The organism is Peptostreptococcus sp. D1, assembly GCF_900112955.1.
In the GTDB taxonomy this organism is placed as follows: Bacteria; Bacillota; Clostridia; order Peptostreptococcales; family Peptostreptococcaceae; genus Peptostreptococcus.
Window position 1 is genome coordinate 1 of record NZ_FONP01000017.1, and the last position, 18,359, is coordinate 18,359.

Here is an 18,359-nt window from a genome sequence, read left to right on the forward strand (position 1 = left end):
TCCCACTCTACATATATATTTTTTATATGATTTAAAACAGTTGAAATAACTTAATTTTATTTTTTACATTTTATGGTTTTGATTATATTTTACATAAAAATTAGAGTTTTTAACTCCCTTTTAACTCCTATATAGAACAAATTAAGGGTAGCATTTTGCTACCCTCTACTATTTATATCTTCCACCCTAAAAACTTCTTACAAGCTTCTTTAGCTGTGTCAATCTTGTCTTTGCCTAAATCACCGATATACAATATATCCCACTTATCATGCTGGTCATTTGGCAAATCTTTATTATTATCTTTAAAACATGGAATGCCTAATTGTTGGGCTATAAATTTAGCTGTAATCTCATTGCCATCTTTATAATACATTACGCATTTATTTTTGTTGCTTACCATGTTATCTGTTTTCACATTTCCACCCTCTATCTTAGACCCATGAATACCTTCCGCTATAACCTTTGCCATCTTTTCAAAACCTAAATTTTTAGCCAAATCTACATCATGTTTATTATCGCAAAAGAACGATTCTATCAATATAGCTGTTGGCTTAGTATCGTTTATCATATATAGACTTGCATTTTTTACCCCTCTATTTTTAAATCCAAGCTCAGACAATTTATTTACAACTCCAGAAGCAATTTTTTTGCCGGTATTATCTCCTTTATAGAAGAACACTTCTGAGCCATTTCCAGAACCATTACTAGCGTTTAAATGTAATTCGACAACTAGATTATAATTGCCATTGTTTGCTATTGGTAGTTTATATGTAGATTCTTCGTATTTTGTATTAAATTTTTTCTCTGGACAAATAATTACATCTACCTTATGACCTGCTTTTTCAAGATATTTTTTAATCAGTGGTGCTAGTTCTTTATTATAAAAATATTCATTTACAAAGCCTGATGCACTCGTATTTAGCCCATTTTTTAAAATTGAATGTCCAACACTTAAAAATATTCTCATTTCGCTCAATCCTTTCTTTACTATCTCATCATGCTGATACAATTTATACATCTCAATCAGCCCTATAAGCTGATTCGCATACTTCTGACTAGTTGCATACCCCGCACTTTGAAGAGCCTTACACGCCTTTTTATAGTCAGTTTCACCAATTACATTTTTATAGTTTTCTTTTCTCCACGTTGGATTATGAAAAAACTTAGCGTGATCAATAAGCGACTCTTGCCAGTTTCTATATTTCCTGAAATACGCATCTATGTAAAACTTCTTATTATTTTTATCATATTCAGCAGTTTTAACTAGATACTTTTCACCTTTCCAATCGTCTTTAGCTTTAATGCCAAACAGATTACAAGCATTTTTTGCTAGTTCAGATTTACCCCATCCGCTCTCAAGACAAGCTTGTGCAATAGTCACTGACGGTAATATTTTTCCCTCATGCCATCCAGCGATTGCACCATCTTTAATCTTATCTATAAATAATTCTTGTTCTGTCATTTTCTATCACATCCTTTAATCATCAAAATAAGAGCAAAGAGGTAGCACAAAGCTACCCCTATAAGTTCCTTATTCATCTCTTTTTCTCACTGTCTGAATGTACAGTTGACTTCCTAGTACACATATACCAGTAATCAATGTACCTTGCACAACTGCCTGTTGTCCATCCCATGTAGTAGCAAATACTAATACCCATGATATAACAAGCAAAAACCAAGGAATTAGATTATCACGTATCCTTGACTTTTTCATAAATGCACCAATCACAAACAATACAGGTATAAAAATTATCATATTCTCATTTATAAAATTCAATAAATTAAATTCCATATCTGTTACTCCCCTCTCTTATTGCTTAATTCAAACTTACACTCTCTTTGTTCTAAATTCTTTATCCTAGCATTATGATTCTCTGATTTAGCCGTTAAATCGTCAATCTGTTCAGAATGCTTATTTAGTCTTAAATCTTGATTTTTATTATGATTCAACACTGTTTCAAGCCTTTCGTTGAGCCTGATTATACTTCCATTCAATTTTAATAAGGGTGTAACCAATGCAACAATTGGCACCCCCACTTTTATTAAATACCACAAGAAATCTTGTTCTGTCATATATTTTATTCCTCACTTTTTTAAAATATTTTAAAAAAAGGGACTAGAAACTAATCTAGCCCCTAATTGTTATTGAACTAATCTTCTATGATTAGTTCCTGCAAGTCCATAGCTATTAAAAGCTCTTTAACTTTAGCCTTTAAAAATCTAGGTACTTCCTTATAAGTCTTTACACCTGCAACTATACAAGTAATCCAACACATTGCCATATCTTCTGCACCCCCTTTCAGTATAAATTTTAGAATATAAAAAAAGAACTTAATTTTTATAATTAAATTCCTCATTCTAATCATCTCCTTTTAACTTGTTAAAGTAGCCAATATTTCTGATATTTCAGCCACTGCGGTTGAACCTTTTACGTCAACCTCATCTATTTTTAATGATAATTCAGCTACACCTAAGGCATTTTCCACCTTCGCTTTATCAACTATTTTGGTCGCTATCTCTGTAGCTTTTTCTGATATTAATTCTTCCAATGATTTTTCTTGTTTTTCATTTGCCTTGCTTTCATCATCTTTTTTCTTCAAAAAAGCATTAACTATTTCAATATCTGATTCTCCACTAAATCCTTGTTCTTTGATATCTTCCAAAAAATACACTGAGGTATCATCTACTAACACCAATGTTTTCGTAGATGCCTGTGGGTATGCGTTTAACCATACACTAGAATCTAATCCCTTTAACCTTTCTACTCTATCCCATATTTTTATGTCATGCATATATAATACCTCTCTTTTAAATACTAAATATTCTTTCGTAAATTGTTCCGCCAGCTTTACTATTGTCACTATTATCAATCATTGATAATATTTGATTAAAATGACCATTTTTATCAATAAAAGCACCCATATTTGCGAGTCTATTGTATTTATTGATTTCGCCAATCTCGAAAATGGTCTCTGTTTCAAAATCCAAAATTTGTGTTGTACCATACAGTGATTTTCGATTTAAACCACAATTTATATTGAATTTATCATCCATAATAATATCTCTATTATAGCCGGTTATAGTTCCACTTGCAGCTGTTTTAGCTTTTACGGATTGCCAAAATTCATTCTCCTTAACAATATTTTTTTCGTTTAAAAAAGAAAAAGTATCTAAATTAAAAATGAAAACTTTGTATACACCTGCAGAATTTACTTGTAATAGATATATTTTTTCTCCAGCTATGATATTCCCTCCATAATTACCTGAAGTTAAATTTTCAAAATTATATTTAGAAATAAAGTTTAAATCATAATCAAACTTTGCAATTGAAAAACCTGATTGTTTTAAATCTGTTCCAATCACATAAATATAGTTATTATGACACACTACACTATTAGGATAAACATCTACTTGAGATATTTTTTTATTTATGATTGTGTTATTTTCACAATCATAAATTAATAATTCATTATAGTTTTTTCCATATACAAATTTTTTAGAAGCTTCATCAATGCCAATTTGATTTATACCTCCTAACATAGTTATGTTTGGTATTACAATTTCAGTTTCAGTTTCTGAAACAACATTATACTTCATTAAGCTTCCACCGAAGATATAAAACACATCATCGTCAATAGCAAATAAAAGTAACATTTTATTATTTCTGTCTGTTTTGACTTTTTTATATTCATTACCTTTAGTTTTAATATTTATAGTTGCCTCATTAGGGTAGGTTGATGCAACTACTACTTTAGTTCCATTTCTAGTCTCAACACCTCTCAAGCTAGAAAAAGTTCCCCAAGAAAAACCTTTGATGTAGGAATTTTCATGGTAAGTAAAATTTAGTTTTGGGTTTTTAACTATGCTACTTGTTTTTTTTATCCAATTTTTTAGTTCCTCAACATTTGAAACATTACTTGATTCAAACTCGGAACTTTTATCATTCAAGCTATCTTTTATTTCTTCAAAATATACCTTGCTTTTATCCAACTCATGCTTATAATTGATTAAATGCTCATCATACATACTAGCATTATCATTCCATGCCATACTTACTCACCACCATTCAACTGTCTAAATTGACGATTTAGCCTGTCAAATTCAGCATTATTTGTTGTTATCTTCGAATTAATAGCATTTAATTGCTCATTCAGTAGATTATCAGCTTGCTTTAGATTTGTTGTAGTATCAAATACCTCATTAATCGCTCCAACAGTGCTATTTTTTTCATTCGTCTTTAAACTTGTTAGAGTTCCTATTGAGTTCTTGATTGCTTTTAAGACCTTATCAAGAGTCTTGTTTCCGTCAGTTGTAACCTTTACTTTTAAATCTGTAAGCTCGATGCTATTTAGCTTTTTCCAGATGAATTTAATGAAATTTGCTACGGACTTTTCAGAACTTAACTCTATGTCTTGATTAAAGCCATCTATTTCTATACCACTAATCTTTCCTATATTTTTTTCTACTTCATTGAAATTCTCTTGAATGGCATCTATATCAACTATATTTGTATCTGTTATTTTGTTTAAGCTTAAAATCTCTGTTTTTTCGTAACCCTCCATCACAATACCCCCTCTCTCAAGTCATTCCACGTTTTACCTTCTGTTTTCCATTCACTATAAGTCTTACCTATATTTTTAATATCGCCCCAAGTACGATACTTAAATTCAAAGTCATACGCAAGGTGTGCTGGCTTTACCTTATCAATTATTTTTTTGATTTCGTCTATCCTGTTCGGTATTCCTACCGTACTGACAAATCTCACTACAAAACTATAATCACCAAAATTTTCAATTACCTCACACTTCCCATTACTATAACTTTCAGCAATCCTTTTAATGACATCTACCGTTGTGATACCATTTGCTCTGATACGTGCTAAAATATTACTCCTTGATGTTTCAATATCTACATTCTTATCATAGTCTATCCCAGCTAGGTTAGACCACCAAGGTAACGAGTACGTCGCACTTGAGATGAAATATTCTTTTTCTGCTAATATCAGATTATCAAATAATTGCTCAATCTCAATTTGACAGCACCTCAGCACCTCTTTTACATAGCTATTTAGGTATACTTGTGGGAAATATGACTCTAAGTCTCTAATCTTATACATCACCCATCACCTCAAATTTAATATCACCTATCTTCGCCTTTTGTTGTGAATCGATTTTAATATTTGACGTACGTCCATTTATTTTAAAATCCACTACATCAGCCACACTCTCAATGTTTGCCAGTAGAGAATACATTTTGCTATATATGACTTCATTGGATTTTAGTAGATAATCACCGGCTATATTTCTATATTCTTTTTCAATTCCTTTAACATCGCTAGCTTTCACTTTGGCTGTAATGCTCAAGCTATAATCGCTCATGGATTTTACCGTCACACTTGCACCTATAGGCTTGATACTATCTATATGTACTTTAGTCGCATTTACTACCTCACTACTTACCACGTTATTAGCACCTGCTACCACTACCTCCACTGTACCATTTCCGTATTTTAAACCAGTAGTTTTGGAATCCACTACCCCATCTACTTCTTTCGCCCACTCATTATAGTGGTCTTCATTTCCGGACGTACCTTTATTTCTCTGGGTATAGAAAAACCTGGTATTAAAATCTTCATCACTCTCTATATCAATACCTCCAGTCAAATCTTCTTTATTATATATTCTCTCAAAATACATCTCTTCACATTTAAAATTGCTCTCAGCTTTAATGTTTCCAGCACTACCTACATTGACAGCCATTATATGAATATCTACACTATTTTCTGATAGTTGTCCTGCATGAAGTGTCACAAAATCCACACCATTACATGATATTGTCAGCCCTTCGGGTACTATCTCAGTGCTGGCTGTCACAAAGGTAATTATACCTCTTGCATTTTTCCCTTCCTTTCTGTCATATCCGAACTCCCACGCTCTTTTATCCAAGAAATCATTTCTTCCATCCACTAAAAATATTTGCTTTTCTTCTTCATCTTTAATTGTATATTCTCTAGCTATGGCATTGGCTACAGATGAGAATATAGCATGGGTGATAGTTCCTTCATATATCGGAATATCCATATTAAAATTGTTTATCATAGAGCTTAATATATCTTCCTTGCTTCTTACCTTCACTATATCACTCCCTCTATTTTCTCATTCCCGTACTTCGTGTCTATTTCAATATTAATATATAGTTTGTCAGCTTTTCTATTTACCCCCATATTCCTAATATCATTAATGTACGGATTTGCCATCAGACAATCTTTGATGTATCTATAGGCTTCAGTCTCAGTCAGCTCCTTTGAATACTCCCACCCAATCAATTTTCTATGCTCACTTCCATAATCGCTTGAAAATATCTGATTATGATTGAATCTCTGTGTCTTGATTGCCAAATAGCACCATATTTTAATCGCTTCCAATCCCTCTACTATGGCTATATTGCCTGTATCATCTAATATCACTTCGCCACTATCATAGCTAATCTTCATTTCTTTTGGATTTGGCAACTCATTTATTGTATTATAACCATAGTCGCTCTCTACTCCGACAAATGGGAAATTACTCATAGCTCACCACCTTATCTACCACGATAAACTTTTGCTCTGACTCCTGCTCATACAGCAGTACCAGCAAATCGTCACCCACTTTAAAATCATTTTTCTTAATTTTATGTGTGTGATTATCAGCATTTTCGGTGATATTCCCCGTTAGTGCCAATTTGGTATTTGATAGAATAGCTATTTGTTCGGCAAATATCTCACCAAAATATCCATTAGATATTTTAAATGGATCTACGCTTTCTACTCTTACAATGTAAATATTATTTCGCCTGTATGCACGAGCTTTCTTTTCTATTTCTCTCTTCAATTCCTCATATCCATTCACTACCCCCAGCACCTCCTTACATAATACTTTCCATAGGTGTATAGCTTTCTTTTTGTGATAGGTGCTCCTGCCGGACCTCCATTATGTATTATCATTCCATCACCCACATACAGCACTACGTGTCTTCCTGAAGGTGAGTATTTACTGCCCATTACAATAAAATCTCCGGGTAAAATATTTTTAAGGCTCACAGCTTTACCATTACTCTTTTGTGATGATGTAGCACTTCCCACAGTAATACCAGCTTTCTTATGAATAAAATATATGAAGCCACTACAATCGGTATTATAAATATTGCTCCTGCCACCATATGTATATCGACCCTTGCCGACCATCTTATACGCTTCTGCTAATATTATTCTCTGCTTTTCATTACTGGTAGCACCACCACTAAATGATATTCCTAATGATTCATCACCTTCACCAGTTTCACTGCTTTCTTCCTTGTCGCTTCCGGCTTCCTTACTATCCATTATATTGTTGAAATTCAATCCTAGTGTACATTTATATGCTCCACCACTCCATTCGTGAGTGTCTGAATCTATGAAAAATTCTCCTATCAGTCCTGTCTGTGGTTCTTTGACATGCACCTTCATACCACTTCTACAATTATAATTTCCATATCCAGTCAGATTTGTAGTGTAATCTGACCCATGATACTCTGCATTGATTACTTCCTTAGTAGCTTTATTTTTATCTTCAACCTCAATGATTTTATTTTTAATAAAATAAAAAATCTTAGACAATTCACTATTAGTATTTTGCGATATTTTATTCCCCTTATTGTCGGTGACTGTTACGGTATTAATCAAATTATCAATGGATATGTTATGGTCTAGGTCATATATATTGTTATTTTCGTCAAATGAAATATCTATCACTTGACCTCTTTCAATAACATTGATTTTATCCAGCTCTACCTCCACCATATATTGTTTTTTAGTAGTTTTGGATGCTAGTGTATACATAGTCATTATCATTTCATATGCAGATACATCTCTAAAGAATCTAGTCAATTTAATATTAGTTTTTGCTATTTTCCCTATCCCTAATTTAGATTGCTTGATTACATCTTCTGCTATTTTTTCTGCAGTGATGTTATTATAGTTCTTGCTAATTTTAACACTACCAAGATTATATCCTATATCCTTCACAGTAATTTTTACCGTATGTGATTTAGCACTTTTAGATACATCTATGATATTTCCTCTGTATAGTTCCTTTTCATTTTCATAAAAACAAATACTTGAACCCTCCAGTATACCTATACTTTGTAATTGTTTATCATATATGTTTTGAAATATTTCAGTCTCCAATGTCCTTGAAATATTAGCACTATCACCACTGATTCTGACATATGGCACCATATCAGTAATATCCCAAAATGCACCTTGCCTAATATGTAATATTAATTTAATCAAGGTATCACCAGCTTCCATCCAGCACTTATTACATTAGAATTTTTTAACTTAGGATATTTCTTTTGATTTTCTGCATTATCTCTGATTCGCCTATATTTAGAGCCATCTTTGTAGTATTTGTCAGCAATATCCCACAAACAATCTCCCTTAACTACAGTGTGAATTTTGCCTACTGTCTTAGCAGATTTATCATCACTCCTTTTATTCAATGGCACCTTAGTAGTAGCGACATTGCTATTACTATTGACACTACTACCCGTATTATTCAACGGACTCCACCCCACTGCTTTAGGAGTGATATATTCAATTATATCTAGGGTAAAATATATATCTGCAGTTGCATCTTGAATCCCTCTCTTAAATCCAGTGACCTTGATAGGCATATTAATTTCAGTCTCAGTCACAATATATCTAATCTCGGACTGAGACCTTGCTATTTCATCAATTATTCTCACACATTCCATAGGCTCTGGAAAATCATAAAATTCTAGATAGGATCTATCCTTATCACTTGGAAAATGAGAGCTTAGGCTCGTCTTTTTCAAATTCTTTCCACCAAATATAGATATCTCATTTCCATTGGCAAGATAGTCAGTGTCCACCCTATATCCGCCGTCGATTTCTATCTGCTGAGGTACAAGAGGGAATCTAAATAGTATGTTTTCAGTTTTCAACCACGCTTCCATTATATCCCTCCTTACACTGCAAATCTTATATATCTAGCAATATCCTTAGCCACCTTCTCTGAATCAGCTTCTTCTCTTACTTGCAATACATCAGCCAATTTAGGAATATTGATAATAGTAGTTTTGGAACTATTGCTGGAAGTAGCTCCATTTCTATATTTATCAGCTTCCGACTTATTTAGCACCATTTCGTCCTTATGTAGCATAGCCCTATATCCATCAAACGGAATTCTATTCTTACCAGTCCTATGCTCACCGTCACTACTACGATTATTGGAGAATAGGTTGATTACACCGCTCAAAGGCTTAGATAGTGCTTTCTTAATTTCATTCCACTTCTTTTTCACCTTACTCAAGGCACTAGCAAAGCCACTCGTCTTAGCTTTCACCCAACCAGTAATTACTTTCTTCATCAAGCTCTTAAGAGATTTCCATTTGTTTTTAACCCAATCCACAGCTTTTCCAAACGCTTCCTTATTTAGCTTGATTACAGCCTTAATTGGCATTAAAAATATATTCTTGATAGTTTTCCAATATGCACTTACTATTTTCTTGATGCCATTCATTATATCCTTGACACCCTTACTCATCAAATCAAAATCACCTGTCACTAATCCTACTATGACCTTCACAATTCCTCTTATTACAGTTAAGACACCATCTAATGCTAGTGCTACACCAGTAATTATCGACACAACAGCACCAATTATATTCGCTCCTACAAATAGAAATATATTCAGTATATTCATTAAATGTGGCTTAATATCATTAAATAGCTTGCCAAATTCTTTGCCTACTATCTTAAATCCATCAGCAAATGATTTAACTGTATTTTTCAAATCACTAAACACAGCCTTGATATTATCTAACCCAATTGTTGCATCTAAGAATTCTAGTAGCTTCTTTTTGACTTTAGCAAATACTTCAGATATTTTATCCCAATTCTTATAGACTAGCACACCAACTGCAATGATTATCCCTATTACGCCTAGGAATTTCCAAGCCACTGCTGGCAATGTGATAAAGAATCTTATCAATCTTGACCCACTTAATAATAGACTACCCATCGTCTTTAAGAAGCTTCCTATCACAAAATTCACTGCTCCAAATACTGTCAATCCTACTGTAAATGATGCAAAGAATCTTATCACTTCAGGATTCATTCCTTTTATTCCTTCTAATATTCCTTTTAGTGAATCAATCCACTTCCTTGCTGTAGGTGTGATTGCATCTGATACTGTAATCAAAGTGTCTTCCCAAGCTGATTTCAATTCCTCAAGGCTACCTTGTAGGTTATCAGCCATTACCACAGCCATTTTATTTAATGCACCACTTGAATTATTGATTTGACTAGTCAAATCTGAAAATGAATTTCCCATTCCATCTAGCACTATCTTTAAATCATTAGCATATTGCTTGCCACCAATCATCTGAATATAATGATTTCTCTCAGCCTCGGTCAGCGTATCTGTCTTGGATTTCAACTCTTTCAATACGTCTACTTTTGACCTCATTTTTCCGCTAGAATCAGCAACATTGATTCCTAGTGCTTTCATAGCCTTACCAGCTTCAGCACCTGTAGAGTTTAAATTCATAAATATTCTACTTAGTGATGTACCAGCTTCACTGCCTTTGATACCAGCATTAGCCAATATTCCTAGCAATGCATTAGTCTCGCTCATGCTTATATTAGCAGTTCTCAGCGACCCACCTGCACCAATCCACGCTTCCATCAATTGTGCCACATCAGTATTTGTCACATTCGCAGTTTTTGCGACCATATCCAAATATTTAGTTGCATCTTTTACAGGAATGTTCGCAGAATTCATAGAATCAGCTAGCAAGCTTGATGCTTGTGCCATTTCTATATTTCCAGCTATTGCAGTCTGCACTAGTGGCTTAGATAGGCTTAATACATCATTCACACTATATCCAGCTTGTGACAAGAATACCATTGCATTTCCTGCATCCATTGCACTTTTGGAAGTGGTTGCCCCAACTTCTCTCGCCTTATCTCTTAGCTTTTGAAATTCAGAGCCAGTAGCACCTGATATAGCCTTAACTTGTGACATTGTCTTATCAAATTGCATTCCAGTCTTTAGTGCTGCACCGCCCATTGCCACAAGGGGAGCAGTCATAGTTAATGTCGCAGTGCCTACTGCTTGCATATTTCCACCTACTCTATTTAGCATTTTCCCAGTGGTCATCATGCTAGAGGTATATCCATACATCCCTTTTTGCACCTTAGTAAGTGTCGGAGTGACCTGATCACGTAATCTCAATATAGTATCAATTACTTTCGCCATTTTTCCCTCCTAAAAAATAGGTGACTAGATAATCTAGCCACCTAACATCTTATTCATCATTTCTGATTCTTTATTTCTTTGCTCAATTTCTTCCCTTAAGAAAGCATTGGCGATTATTCTTTCGCCTTTGCCCATATTATATGTTGAAGATGGGAGAATTCCCTTCTCTTTGAACATCAGATACATGAAATTCACTTTCCCATCTTCCCATATTAGTTTTTTACTTCGTCAATCAAATCTTCACTATCTGCCAATCCACCTAGATTTGCGATGAAATCTGCAAGCTTTTCAATTTCAGATTTAGTCAATAATTTCTTGATTAAATCTTTTGAATCTGTGCAATTAAAATGCTCTTGCAGTTCCTTATTGGAAAATAAACTGCACCCTAATAATATCAATTTGATTTTAGTGTTAAATGTAGCAATTCCAATGCCACCAGATAATTGAATATTCAACGCTTCTTCATCAAGATTTGTTGCCTTTTCAGAATCTACCTCCACACATTCAAATTCCACTTCTTCACCGATTCTCTTTAATTTCATTTTAAGAGTGCCTTTATTTTTGCTTAACAACCCAGCATCTATTTTCATTAATTTTTCGACTATACTCATTCTCACATCTCCTAATTATTAATTTTTATAAAAATTATACAGATTCTAATATTTCCCAATTTGTAAATGTAAACGCTACCTTTTCTTTTTGAACCTGTCTTACCTGCCAATCTGCAAGAGTTGCTTTATCTAGCAGTGCATCATATACTGCTATTCTTTCATTACCCATTGCATCAGGATCATCAATATTTGCCACTATTTTAACTCGTGGAGCCTTACCTCTTTTTAACGAATCAGACACAAATTTCATAATTGATGAATCGACCTTATTTAATTCAAATTCGCCCTTACACTCATATCCTAGCAATTTCTTATGCTTTGCCATGTCTTTTCCCTTATCAATATCTCCATATTCAGCATTTATTTCAATATTGACTGATATGACTTCTGCATATTCAGTATCATTTATCCATAGCTCACCATGTGACCCACAAAATGTATTGTCAGTATTATAATTTTTCATTTTAACCTCCTAGCAACTTACTGTGACTTGAATATCTTCCATTGCATCTGTGAATGACAAGTCTGCTTTTAAGAATACATTGCTTCCAGTATTCGCATGTCTTATATCCTTTTCACTCATATTGCTTGTGTCGATATTCTTGATAGTCTTCAAATAATTCTCCTGTGCTACCACGTCAATATCTACATCACTTTCCGAAGTAGATGCTAATATTACACCCATTTTCACCAATTCCGCATTATATTGCTTGATTGACGTGATTAGTAGCATTTTTTCATTGATTCCATTTTGCATAGCTCCAAGATATTTTTCATTAATCAATTCCTTAATCTCTCTTTTCCACATATGCATCTTAGCTATAATCAATATTTTCTTCCTATCCTCTGTCTTTCCATTAAGATTAGTCAAGGAATTTACTCCTCTACCAAATCTCACCTTGTCCCAGTCATTATAGATTACTAGCTTGCCAGCTTCAATCAACTCATCATATTTAGCATTTGTCAATCTTTCCACACTTGCCACGTCTTGAAGCTCTAGATTAGTGATTGCTCTAGTCAGTGGAGTTCCGCACAATGCACTTGCTACCCTAGCAGTGAATAATGCAGCACTAACCTCCACATTAGATTTATTGCCTAGCTTATCCATTACAATTTTATTTCCTACAAAATTCACTATATATTCTGAATCGAATCCCTCACCGCTTAGCACAGCTTTCACTTCAAGATTTCTGTCATTATTCAAATCTTTCACCCACTTGCTTATTTCAGCATTCTTAGCACTAAATTCAGGACAACATATCCAATCGAATTTTATTCCCTCAAATACCTGTAGTGATTCCACTATCTTTTCTTCCACATTGCAAAATGCAATATGCACTCTATATGGTCTATTTGTCGCACCTCTAAATATCATCTCAAGTGCCTTTTCTCCATCAGCCTGCAAGCTTATCTTGTCAGTAGCTAACTTTGACTTAGCTTCTTCATAGCTCTTGAATGTGTAGACATTCGTGCTATTTGCCTTTAGTAGCATTGCTACAACACCTCTTTGCAGTAATCTAGACGTGTCTTCAGCTTTTGCGACAAAATCAATCTTTGTAATTGGTAGTCCCATTTTTTACCTCGCTTTCATTTACTTATTATTTATTTCTACATTTTCCATAAAATCATACTTTTCTTTTTCATAAGCAATCAGATAACTTAGCTTAAAAGTAAATATCAAATATCCATTTTCCTCGTCAATATCATATTCAATCTCTTTTACATTCAGCACTCTATCCTTTACATAGAAATTCAATCTATAGCACTCTTCAAGCCTTGCTATCATCTTTAGCATATCAGCTTGGTCTTTTTCAATTTTAGGAAAATATATTGCCCTCAATCTTACATTATTCTCTTGAAAGGTCTTATTCAAAGCACTTGATGAAATAATTTCCATTTCGGTGAAAAATACTGGTGTGTCAAAATTTTCATCCACTTGCTTACTTGCCACTTCTATTCCAGTAAATTTCTTTAAACTTTCATTAAATGCTTTCTTCACATCAAATATAGTCACCAAATATATCACCTCAATCTATATTCAATCATATGATATATCCAATTTTGTATATCTTTTTCATATGTCAAATTCATCTTATCTCTTGCATTTTGAATAGGTCTAAATGCTTTCACACGTCCTAAATGCACTTTCTTCCCTCCATTTTTCTTCTTAGCACCAACATATTTTACTAACTCATGCCCTTCTTCTATCAAATGTGCATGTGGCTCATTCAATTTTACTTCCACCTCAAAGGTCTTCCCTATTTTCACAGGTTTTCTGTGTTTAGGGGCTTTCAATAAATGCTTAGTCCTAATCAATCCTTGTCTTTCAATATCTTCAGATATTAGATTCTCTAGTTCCTTAGCTTTCCTATCCAATTTCTTCTCGACTTCCTGTGGCAATTCTCTCTCAATCTGATCTAGTGCTTTAATATACTCATCAGCACCTATCACTATTACACTACTCATATTTCGACCTCTTACATATGATTTCAAGATATCTTCTTCTATCCACCTCTTGCACTGACTCAATTTCATATTCAAGACCTTGATATTTAATCACGCACTTTCTATTAATGCCCCTTAAATATCTTATGTTAATTTTATATAAATCATCACCGACTATAGTCCCAGTCTTATCCACCTTCTCGCTGGATTTCATTGGCACTACATTCGCCCACACTCTTTTATATAATTTCAATCCTTGAATATTCTCCGACAATTCATTTTCATCATCACTATATTCTCCAATCACTTCGCCCAATTCATTTCGCTTACAGCGAATTTCATTAGTATTCTCAATGACATCATTGCCTTTAGTCTTAACTATTCCACCTACAATATTTTTCTTATAGATTTCAATTCTTCTATCCATTTTCCCAATAAATATCATCTAGATCACCTAGCTTTCGCTATATTGAAGCTGCTGAATCATTGACGTGACAATCTTACTCACTTTGTCATAATTGCTATTTTTCGTAAATAGCCTATTGTCATACCATTCAGAAATTATAGTCAGCATTACAAGCTGTGCCATTAACTTGAATGCTTCCACTTCCATTTTGGAATCATATTCATCAATAGCACCTCTCATATATGCATTAGCGGACTTGATGAGGTGATTAATTAGTGAATCGTCCTCATCATTGTCTACTCTAAGATAGTTTTTTACAAAATCTAAATCCACTAATCACACCACCTTACTACGCTGTAGGCTTCTTCATTTCGCAAAGCACCAATGCCTTATCGTCATATATACCTACATCAAATCTTTCAATCACCCTTAGCCACGTAGTGTTCTGTTTGAATCCTGCTTCTTCAGATATTGCGATTTCAATTTCTTGCCTATCAAAGAAATCTAAATATTCTTCAGCATCACCTATGTAGAATGTTAGATTCCCTGCAGTCTTTGGTGTTAATTCTTCATCTGAGAATACTTCAATTACCTTACCTTTTAATTGCTTCTTTGTAGGCTCTGCTAGACAAGGCTGTAGTAATGGCAACCCATTTCCGTCTTTCTGTTTATCCAACCAATCAAAAGAAGTCTGATTAGTAATTATTTTTGCATTTTCAGCAATAGCTGGATCTATTCCCGTATTCAAAGCTGACACTAAATCATCTACACCTTTCATAGTAGTAGCAGTCAATTTCTTCATTTCAGTAATTATCAGTTTATTTTCAGTCCTTACAGATGCCTTGGCAAACTCCTTTCCTATATAATCAACTATATTCACATCAGTGTCCTGTAGGAATGAATTACTCACTGGAATCAATAGTCCATAGTCTTTCACGTTCCAAGTCTTCTGAGCAAATTTCAAATCCTTTTCAGTCAAGTCACTTATTTCATCAAAATTCACTAACTCTAATTTTGAATTGTCACCCTCAGTGCTAAATTTACCAGACCTAGTAGTGACTTTCTTGACATTTACCAAATCTTTCAGTGCTCTTCTTTTTCTTCTCAATTCCCTAATCTGAGTTTCATGCGTTTCAGGAAGTAAAAAACCTCCTCTAGTATCTTCGCTTCCTATCACACCTACTGCACCAGCTTGATTAGAAATCAACTTTTCTTCAACATATTTTCTTTCACTTTCATTTAACTTCTTCCCCATCAAAGCCTTGTTAAATGCTCTATTTTCATTTACCTTCTCACCTTCCGGATGATACTCTTTTCCTGAATTAACTACATTATTTTGCTCATCAGCTTCTATCTTTAATTGGATTTCCAATTCCTTGTTTAAATTATCAATTTCAGCAATTAACTTATGTGCATTTTCTATGTCGCCTGCATCTCTTAATTTTTTCATTTCATTTTTCTTATCTTCTATTTTTTTCTTTATTTCAACACTTAATAGCATATCTGTCTCCTTTTTTATAAAATTATTTCCAACTACTTATATTGATTTTTTCAATAAAAAAAGTTACTATTATTTAGTAACTCTTTCAAATTTATCCATATTTAACAAATCGATATTACACTTAAATCATTTATTACAGTGTAAGTGCTATATCAATCTCTCTACTTTTTCTATTCAATACATCTCTCTTTTCGTCTTCATTATAAAATTCATCACTATAGTTTAATTTTTCCTTATTAAAAATATCCTCTAGTGACTTAGGCACTTTTGTATAATTATAAACACAGCTACCCACCTTATTATCAATTACTACATTTTTAGTGACCGTATCTACTGTGAAATACTCTTTAGCTTTTTCTCCGGTAAGCCAAGTCTCATCGTTAATCATCTGATTTACCTTATCTTTGCTCACTCCTTCTACTGCCTTGGTCATATATGTATTTAATATGCCTTCTTGCAATGTCTCCAATGTCTCAGCCATTTTCAAAAAATCATCTGAATTGCCACTACACCAGCTTGACGGCTTATGTATCATAATATATGCATTTTCAGGTATTTCAATGCTATCACAGCCAAATGCTATTACAGATGCTGCACTTCCTGCCAATCCATCTACTATTGCCTTAGTACTTGCATTATGTCTTTTTAACATATTACTTATGGCAATCCCTGCGAATAAATCTCCACCACCTGAATTAATATATACATTCACAGCCTTATTATTTGCACCATCTAGCAAACTCCTGATATCTGACGGGTACGTGTCCATGTCTTCACCCCATGACCATCCTTTCCAACTATCATCCACAATATCACCTACTACATAGATATCAGTATAATCTGTATTATTCTGTACTCTTATCATTATCTTCACCTCCTTCCTCCGGTATACTTTCATACGCTTTACCTATGTTCTCCAAGTCTACATATGACCCATTTACCATAATTACATCTCCACCCTCAATCTTAGGCATACCAAGATAATTTCTGGCTTCGTTAATTGTGTATATGGATCCTGTAGTCAGCTTAGAAAGCGACTCAGTTTGACTTTTTAAGTCACCTCTTAAGATAGATGCTATATTAAATTCAAAATGATATCCCTTGCCCCTTTCTTCACTGCTTAGTAGCTTATAGTTAAATTCCTCCTCATACTGAGTGAGGATAAATAATAGAGTATCTACATAATATGTCAAATTCTGCATTTCACTATTTGCATAGCTTGATTTCTCATAATCATTTAAATGATTAGGCTTTACACCAAATGCACTGGCAATCTGAAGTGATGTATACTTTTTCAACTCATAAAATTGGCTGTCAGTCAGCTTCAAATCTAGTGGTACCAAATCCATTCCTAAGGGAATCGGTATTATCCTTTCATTACTATCATTGCTTGCAAATTCAGCAATTTCTTTCACCAGTCTTTCTTTCTTTTCTTTATTGAAATCTCCCACATATTTGATTATCGCATTAGCCGTCAATCCATTTTTGTATAGATTGTTTAGATATTTCTGTGATTCCTTAGCACTACCTAGGGTACTTGCAAGAATTTCTCTCACAGATTTACCTACGAATCCATCTGTAGTTGTACCACCCTTTAGGTGTAGAATTTCACCCGGCTTAAAGTAATACATCTTCCCATTATAAGAATATTGATACACATATTTCAAATTGACATTAGTACTATTTAAATCATCAGAATTATTCACAATAATACTCATATTCTGTGGTCTAAGTGGAATTATCTCCACTAATTTAGCCCCTCTATAATTAAGATATGCATATGAATTCCCGTAATGATTTCTATTAAATTCCATCAATGTTTTAAATGTACTTGGTGTCATATATGAATTGGGTCTCACTGCCAATAGTTCCAATGCTTCGTGATTACTAACCTTATTACCATCACCATCTTTTAGATGTATTGATAATTTCCCTAGTGATTCGCTTAACACCTTCATACAAATAAAATACGTCACCTCTGATAAATCATTTGTAAATGCCAAATCTTTTTTCTTGAAAAATTCATTAATCTTACTAATACTTACTTCATTATCTTTAGTTTCATTTTTGAAAATCCTATTTATTATTCCCAC

Annotated in this window: 25 protein-coding genes; all 25 read right to left on the reverse strand. The window is 33.5% G+C overall.

Annotation, left to right across the window (positions count from 1 at the left end; all coding sequences use genetic code 11):
• Positions 1 to 172: 172 nt before the first annotated feature.
• The 25 genes from BM120_RS09385 to BM120_RS09500 all read right to left on the reverse strand — a co-directional run bounded on the left by BM120_RS09385 (position 173) and on the right by BM120_RS09500 (position 18,359).
• A complete protein-coding gene (locus BM120_RS09385) occupies positions 173 to 1,462 on the reverse strand; it encodes a glucosaminidase domain-containing protein (protein WP_091995436.1) in 1,290 nt (429 codons plus the stop codon).
• Positions 1,463 to 1,531: 69 nt separating this feature from the next.
• Positions 1,532 to 1,792: a phage holin family protein gene (locus BM120_RS09390; protein ID WP_091995438.1), complete on the reverse strand. Its 261-nt coding sequence runs from the start codon at positions 1,790 to 1,792 to the stop codon at positions 1,532 to 1,534.
• Between the two features lie 5 nt (positions 1,793 to 1,797).
• A complete protein-coding gene (locus BM120_RS09395) occupies positions 1,798 to 2,073 on the reverse strand; it encodes a hypothetical protein (protein ID WP_091995440.1) in 276 nt (91 codons plus the stop codon).
• 77 nt (positions 2,074 to 2,150) lie between these two features.
• The gene (locus BM120_RS10985) at positions 2,151 to 2,357 is read right to left on the reverse strand and encodes a hypothetical protein (RefSeq protein WP_091995442.1); all 207 of its coding nucleotides are present in this window, start codon (positions 2,355 to 2,357) and stop codon (positions 2,151 to 2,153) included.
• Between the two features lie 15 nt (positions 2,358 to 2,372).
• Positions 2,373 to 2,792, reverse strand: a complete 420-nt coding sequence (locus BM120_RS09405; protein WP_091995444.1) for a hypothetical protein — start codon at positions 2,790 to 2,792, stop codon at positions 2,373 to 2,375.
• A 16-nt stretch (positions 2,793 to 2,808) separates the two neighbouring features.
• On the reverse strand, positions 2,809 to 4,050 hold the full coding sequence (locus BM120_RS09410; protein WP_091995445.1) for a hypothetical protein: 1,242 nt from the start codon (positions 4,048 to 4,050) through the stop codon (positions 2,809 to 2,811).
• Positions 4,051 to 4,052: 2 nt separating this feature from the next.
• Entirely contained in the window at positions 4,053 to 4,562 is a 510-nt protein-coding gene (locus tag BM120_RS09415; RefSeq protein ID WP_091995447.1) for a hypothetical protein, read from the reverse strand.
• Positions 4,562 to 5,116: a putative phage tail protein gene (locus tag BM120_RS09420; RefSeq protein ID WP_091995449.1), complete on the reverse strand. Its 555-nt coding sequence runs from the start codon at positions 5,114 to 5,116 to the stop codon at positions 4,562 to 4,564. The genes BM120_RS09415 and BM120_RS09420 overlap by 1 nt, the downstream gene beginning before the upstream one ends.
• Positions 5,109 to 6,134: a baseplate J/gp47 family protein gene (locus BM120_RS09425; RefSeq protein ID WP_091995451.1), complete on the reverse strand. Its 1,026-nt coding sequence runs from the start codon at positions 6,132 to 6,134 to the stop codon at positions 5,109 to 5,111. Before BM120_RS09425 ends, BM120_RS09420 begins: the two co-directional genes overlap by 8 nt.
• A complete protein-coding gene (locus BM120_RS09430) occupies positions 6,134 to 6,571 on the reverse strand; it encodes a DUF2634 domain-containing protein (protein ID WP_091995453.1) in 438 nt (145 codons plus the stop codon). Before BM120_RS09430 ends, BM120_RS09425 begins: the two co-directional genes overlap by 1 nt.
• Positions 6,564 to 6,890 carry a DUF2577 family protein gene (locus tag BM120_RS09435; RefSeq protein ID WP_177187416.1) on the reverse strand — a complete coding sequence of 109 codons (327 nt, stop codon included), beginning with the start codon at positions 6,888 to 6,890 and terminating at the stop codon, positions 6,564 to 6,566. Before BM120_RS09435 ends, BM120_RS09430 begins: the two co-directional genes overlap by 8 nt.
• Entirely contained in the window at positions 6,890 to 8,329 is a 1,440-nt protein-coding gene (locus tag BM120_RS09440; RefSeq protein ID WP_091995456.1) for a C40 family peptidase, read from the reverse strand. Before BM120_RS09440 ends, BM120_RS09435 begins: the two co-directional genes overlap by 1 nt.
• Entirely contained in the window at positions 8,308 to 8,997 is a 690-nt protein-coding gene (locus tag BM120_RS09445) for a LysM peptidoglycan-binding domain-containing protein (RefSeq protein ID WP_091995458.1), read from the reverse strand. The genes BM120_RS09440 and BM120_RS09445 overlap by 22 nt, the downstream gene beginning before the upstream one ends.
• Positions 8,998 to 9,008: 11 nt before the next feature.
• Entirely contained in the window at positions 9,009 to 11,303 is a 2,295-nt protein-coding gene (locus tag BM120_RS09450) for a phage tail tape measure protein (protein ID WP_091995460.1), read from the reverse strand.
• Positions 11,304 to 11,336: 33 nt separating this feature from the next.
• Positions 11,337 to 11,480, reverse strand: coding sequence for a hypothetical protein (locus BM120_RS10915; protein ID WP_177187415.1), 144 nt, complete (start codon positions 11,478 to 11,480; stop codon positions 11,337 to 11,339).
• 35 nt (positions 11,481 to 11,515) lie between these two features.
• Positions 11,516 to 11,914, reverse strand: a complete 399-nt coding sequence (locus BM120_RS09455; RefSeq protein WP_091995462.1) for a phage tail assembly chaperone — start codon at positions 11,912 to 11,914, stop codon at positions 11,516 to 11,518.
• Between the two features lie 34 nt (positions 11,915 to 11,948).
• Positions 11,949 to 12,377 (reverse strand): phage tail tube protein, encoded by a 429-nt coding sequence (locus tag BM120_RS09460; protein ID WP_091995464.1) that lies wholly within the window; start codon positions 12,375 to 12,377, stop codon positions 11,949 to 11,951.
• 9 nt (positions 12,378 to 12,386) lie between these two features.
• On the reverse strand, positions 12,387 to 13,487 hold the full coding sequence (locus BM120_RS09465; RefSeq protein WP_091995466.1) for a phage tail sheath subtilisin-like domain-containing protein: 1,101 nt from the start codon (positions 13,485 to 13,487) through the stop codon (positions 12,387 to 12,389).
• Positions 13,488 to 13,505: 18 nt separating this feature from the next.
• The gene (locus BM120_RS09470; protein WP_143076537.1) at positions 13,506 to 13,928 is read right to left on the reverse strand and encodes a phage tail terminator family protein; all 423 of its coding nucleotides are present in this window, start codon (positions 13,926 to 13,928) and stop codon (positions 13,506 to 13,508) included.
• Positions 13,929 to 13,936: 8 nt separating this feature from the next.
• Positions 13,937 to 14,380: an HK97 gp10 family phage protein gene (locus BM120_RS09475; RefSeq protein WP_091995469.1), complete on the reverse strand. Its 444-nt coding sequence runs from the start codon at positions 14,378 to 14,380 to the stop codon at positions 13,937 to 13,939.
• On the reverse strand, positions 14,373 to 14,786 hold the full coding sequence (locus BM120_RS09480) for a phage head closure protein (protein ID WP_177187417.1): 414 nt from the start codon (positions 14,784 to 14,786) through the stop codon (positions 14,373 to 14,375). Before BM120_RS09480 ends, BM120_RS09475 begins: the two co-directional genes overlap by 8 nt.
• A 27-nt stretch (positions 14,787 to 14,813) precedes the next feature.
• Positions 14,814 to 15,098, reverse strand: coding sequence for a head-tail connector protein (locus tag BM120_RS09485; RefSeq protein WP_091995473.1), 285 nt, complete (start codon positions 15,096 to 15,098; stop codon positions 14,814 to 14,816).
• A 16-nt stretch (positions 15,099 to 15,114) separates the two neighbouring features.
• Complete coding sequence (locus BM120_RS09490) at positions 15,115 to 16,266, reverse strand: phage major capsid protein (RefSeq protein WP_091995475.1); 1,152 nt, start codon at positions 16,264 to 16,266, stop codon at positions 15,115 to 15,117.
• 133 nt (positions 16,267 to 16,399) lie between these two features.
• Positions 16,400 to 17,131, reverse strand: a complete 732-nt coding sequence (locus BM120_RS09495; protein WP_177187418.1) for a head maturation protease, ClpP-related — start codon at positions 17,129 to 17,131, stop codon at positions 16,400 to 16,402.
• On the reverse strand, positions 17,112 to 18,359 hold the full coding sequence (locus tag BM120_RS09500) for a phage portal protein (RefSeq protein WP_091995479.1): 1,248 nt from the start codon (positions 18,357 to 18,359) through the stop codon (positions 17,112 to 17,114). The genes BM120_RS09495 and BM120_RS09500 overlap by 20 nt, the downstream gene beginning before the upstream one ends.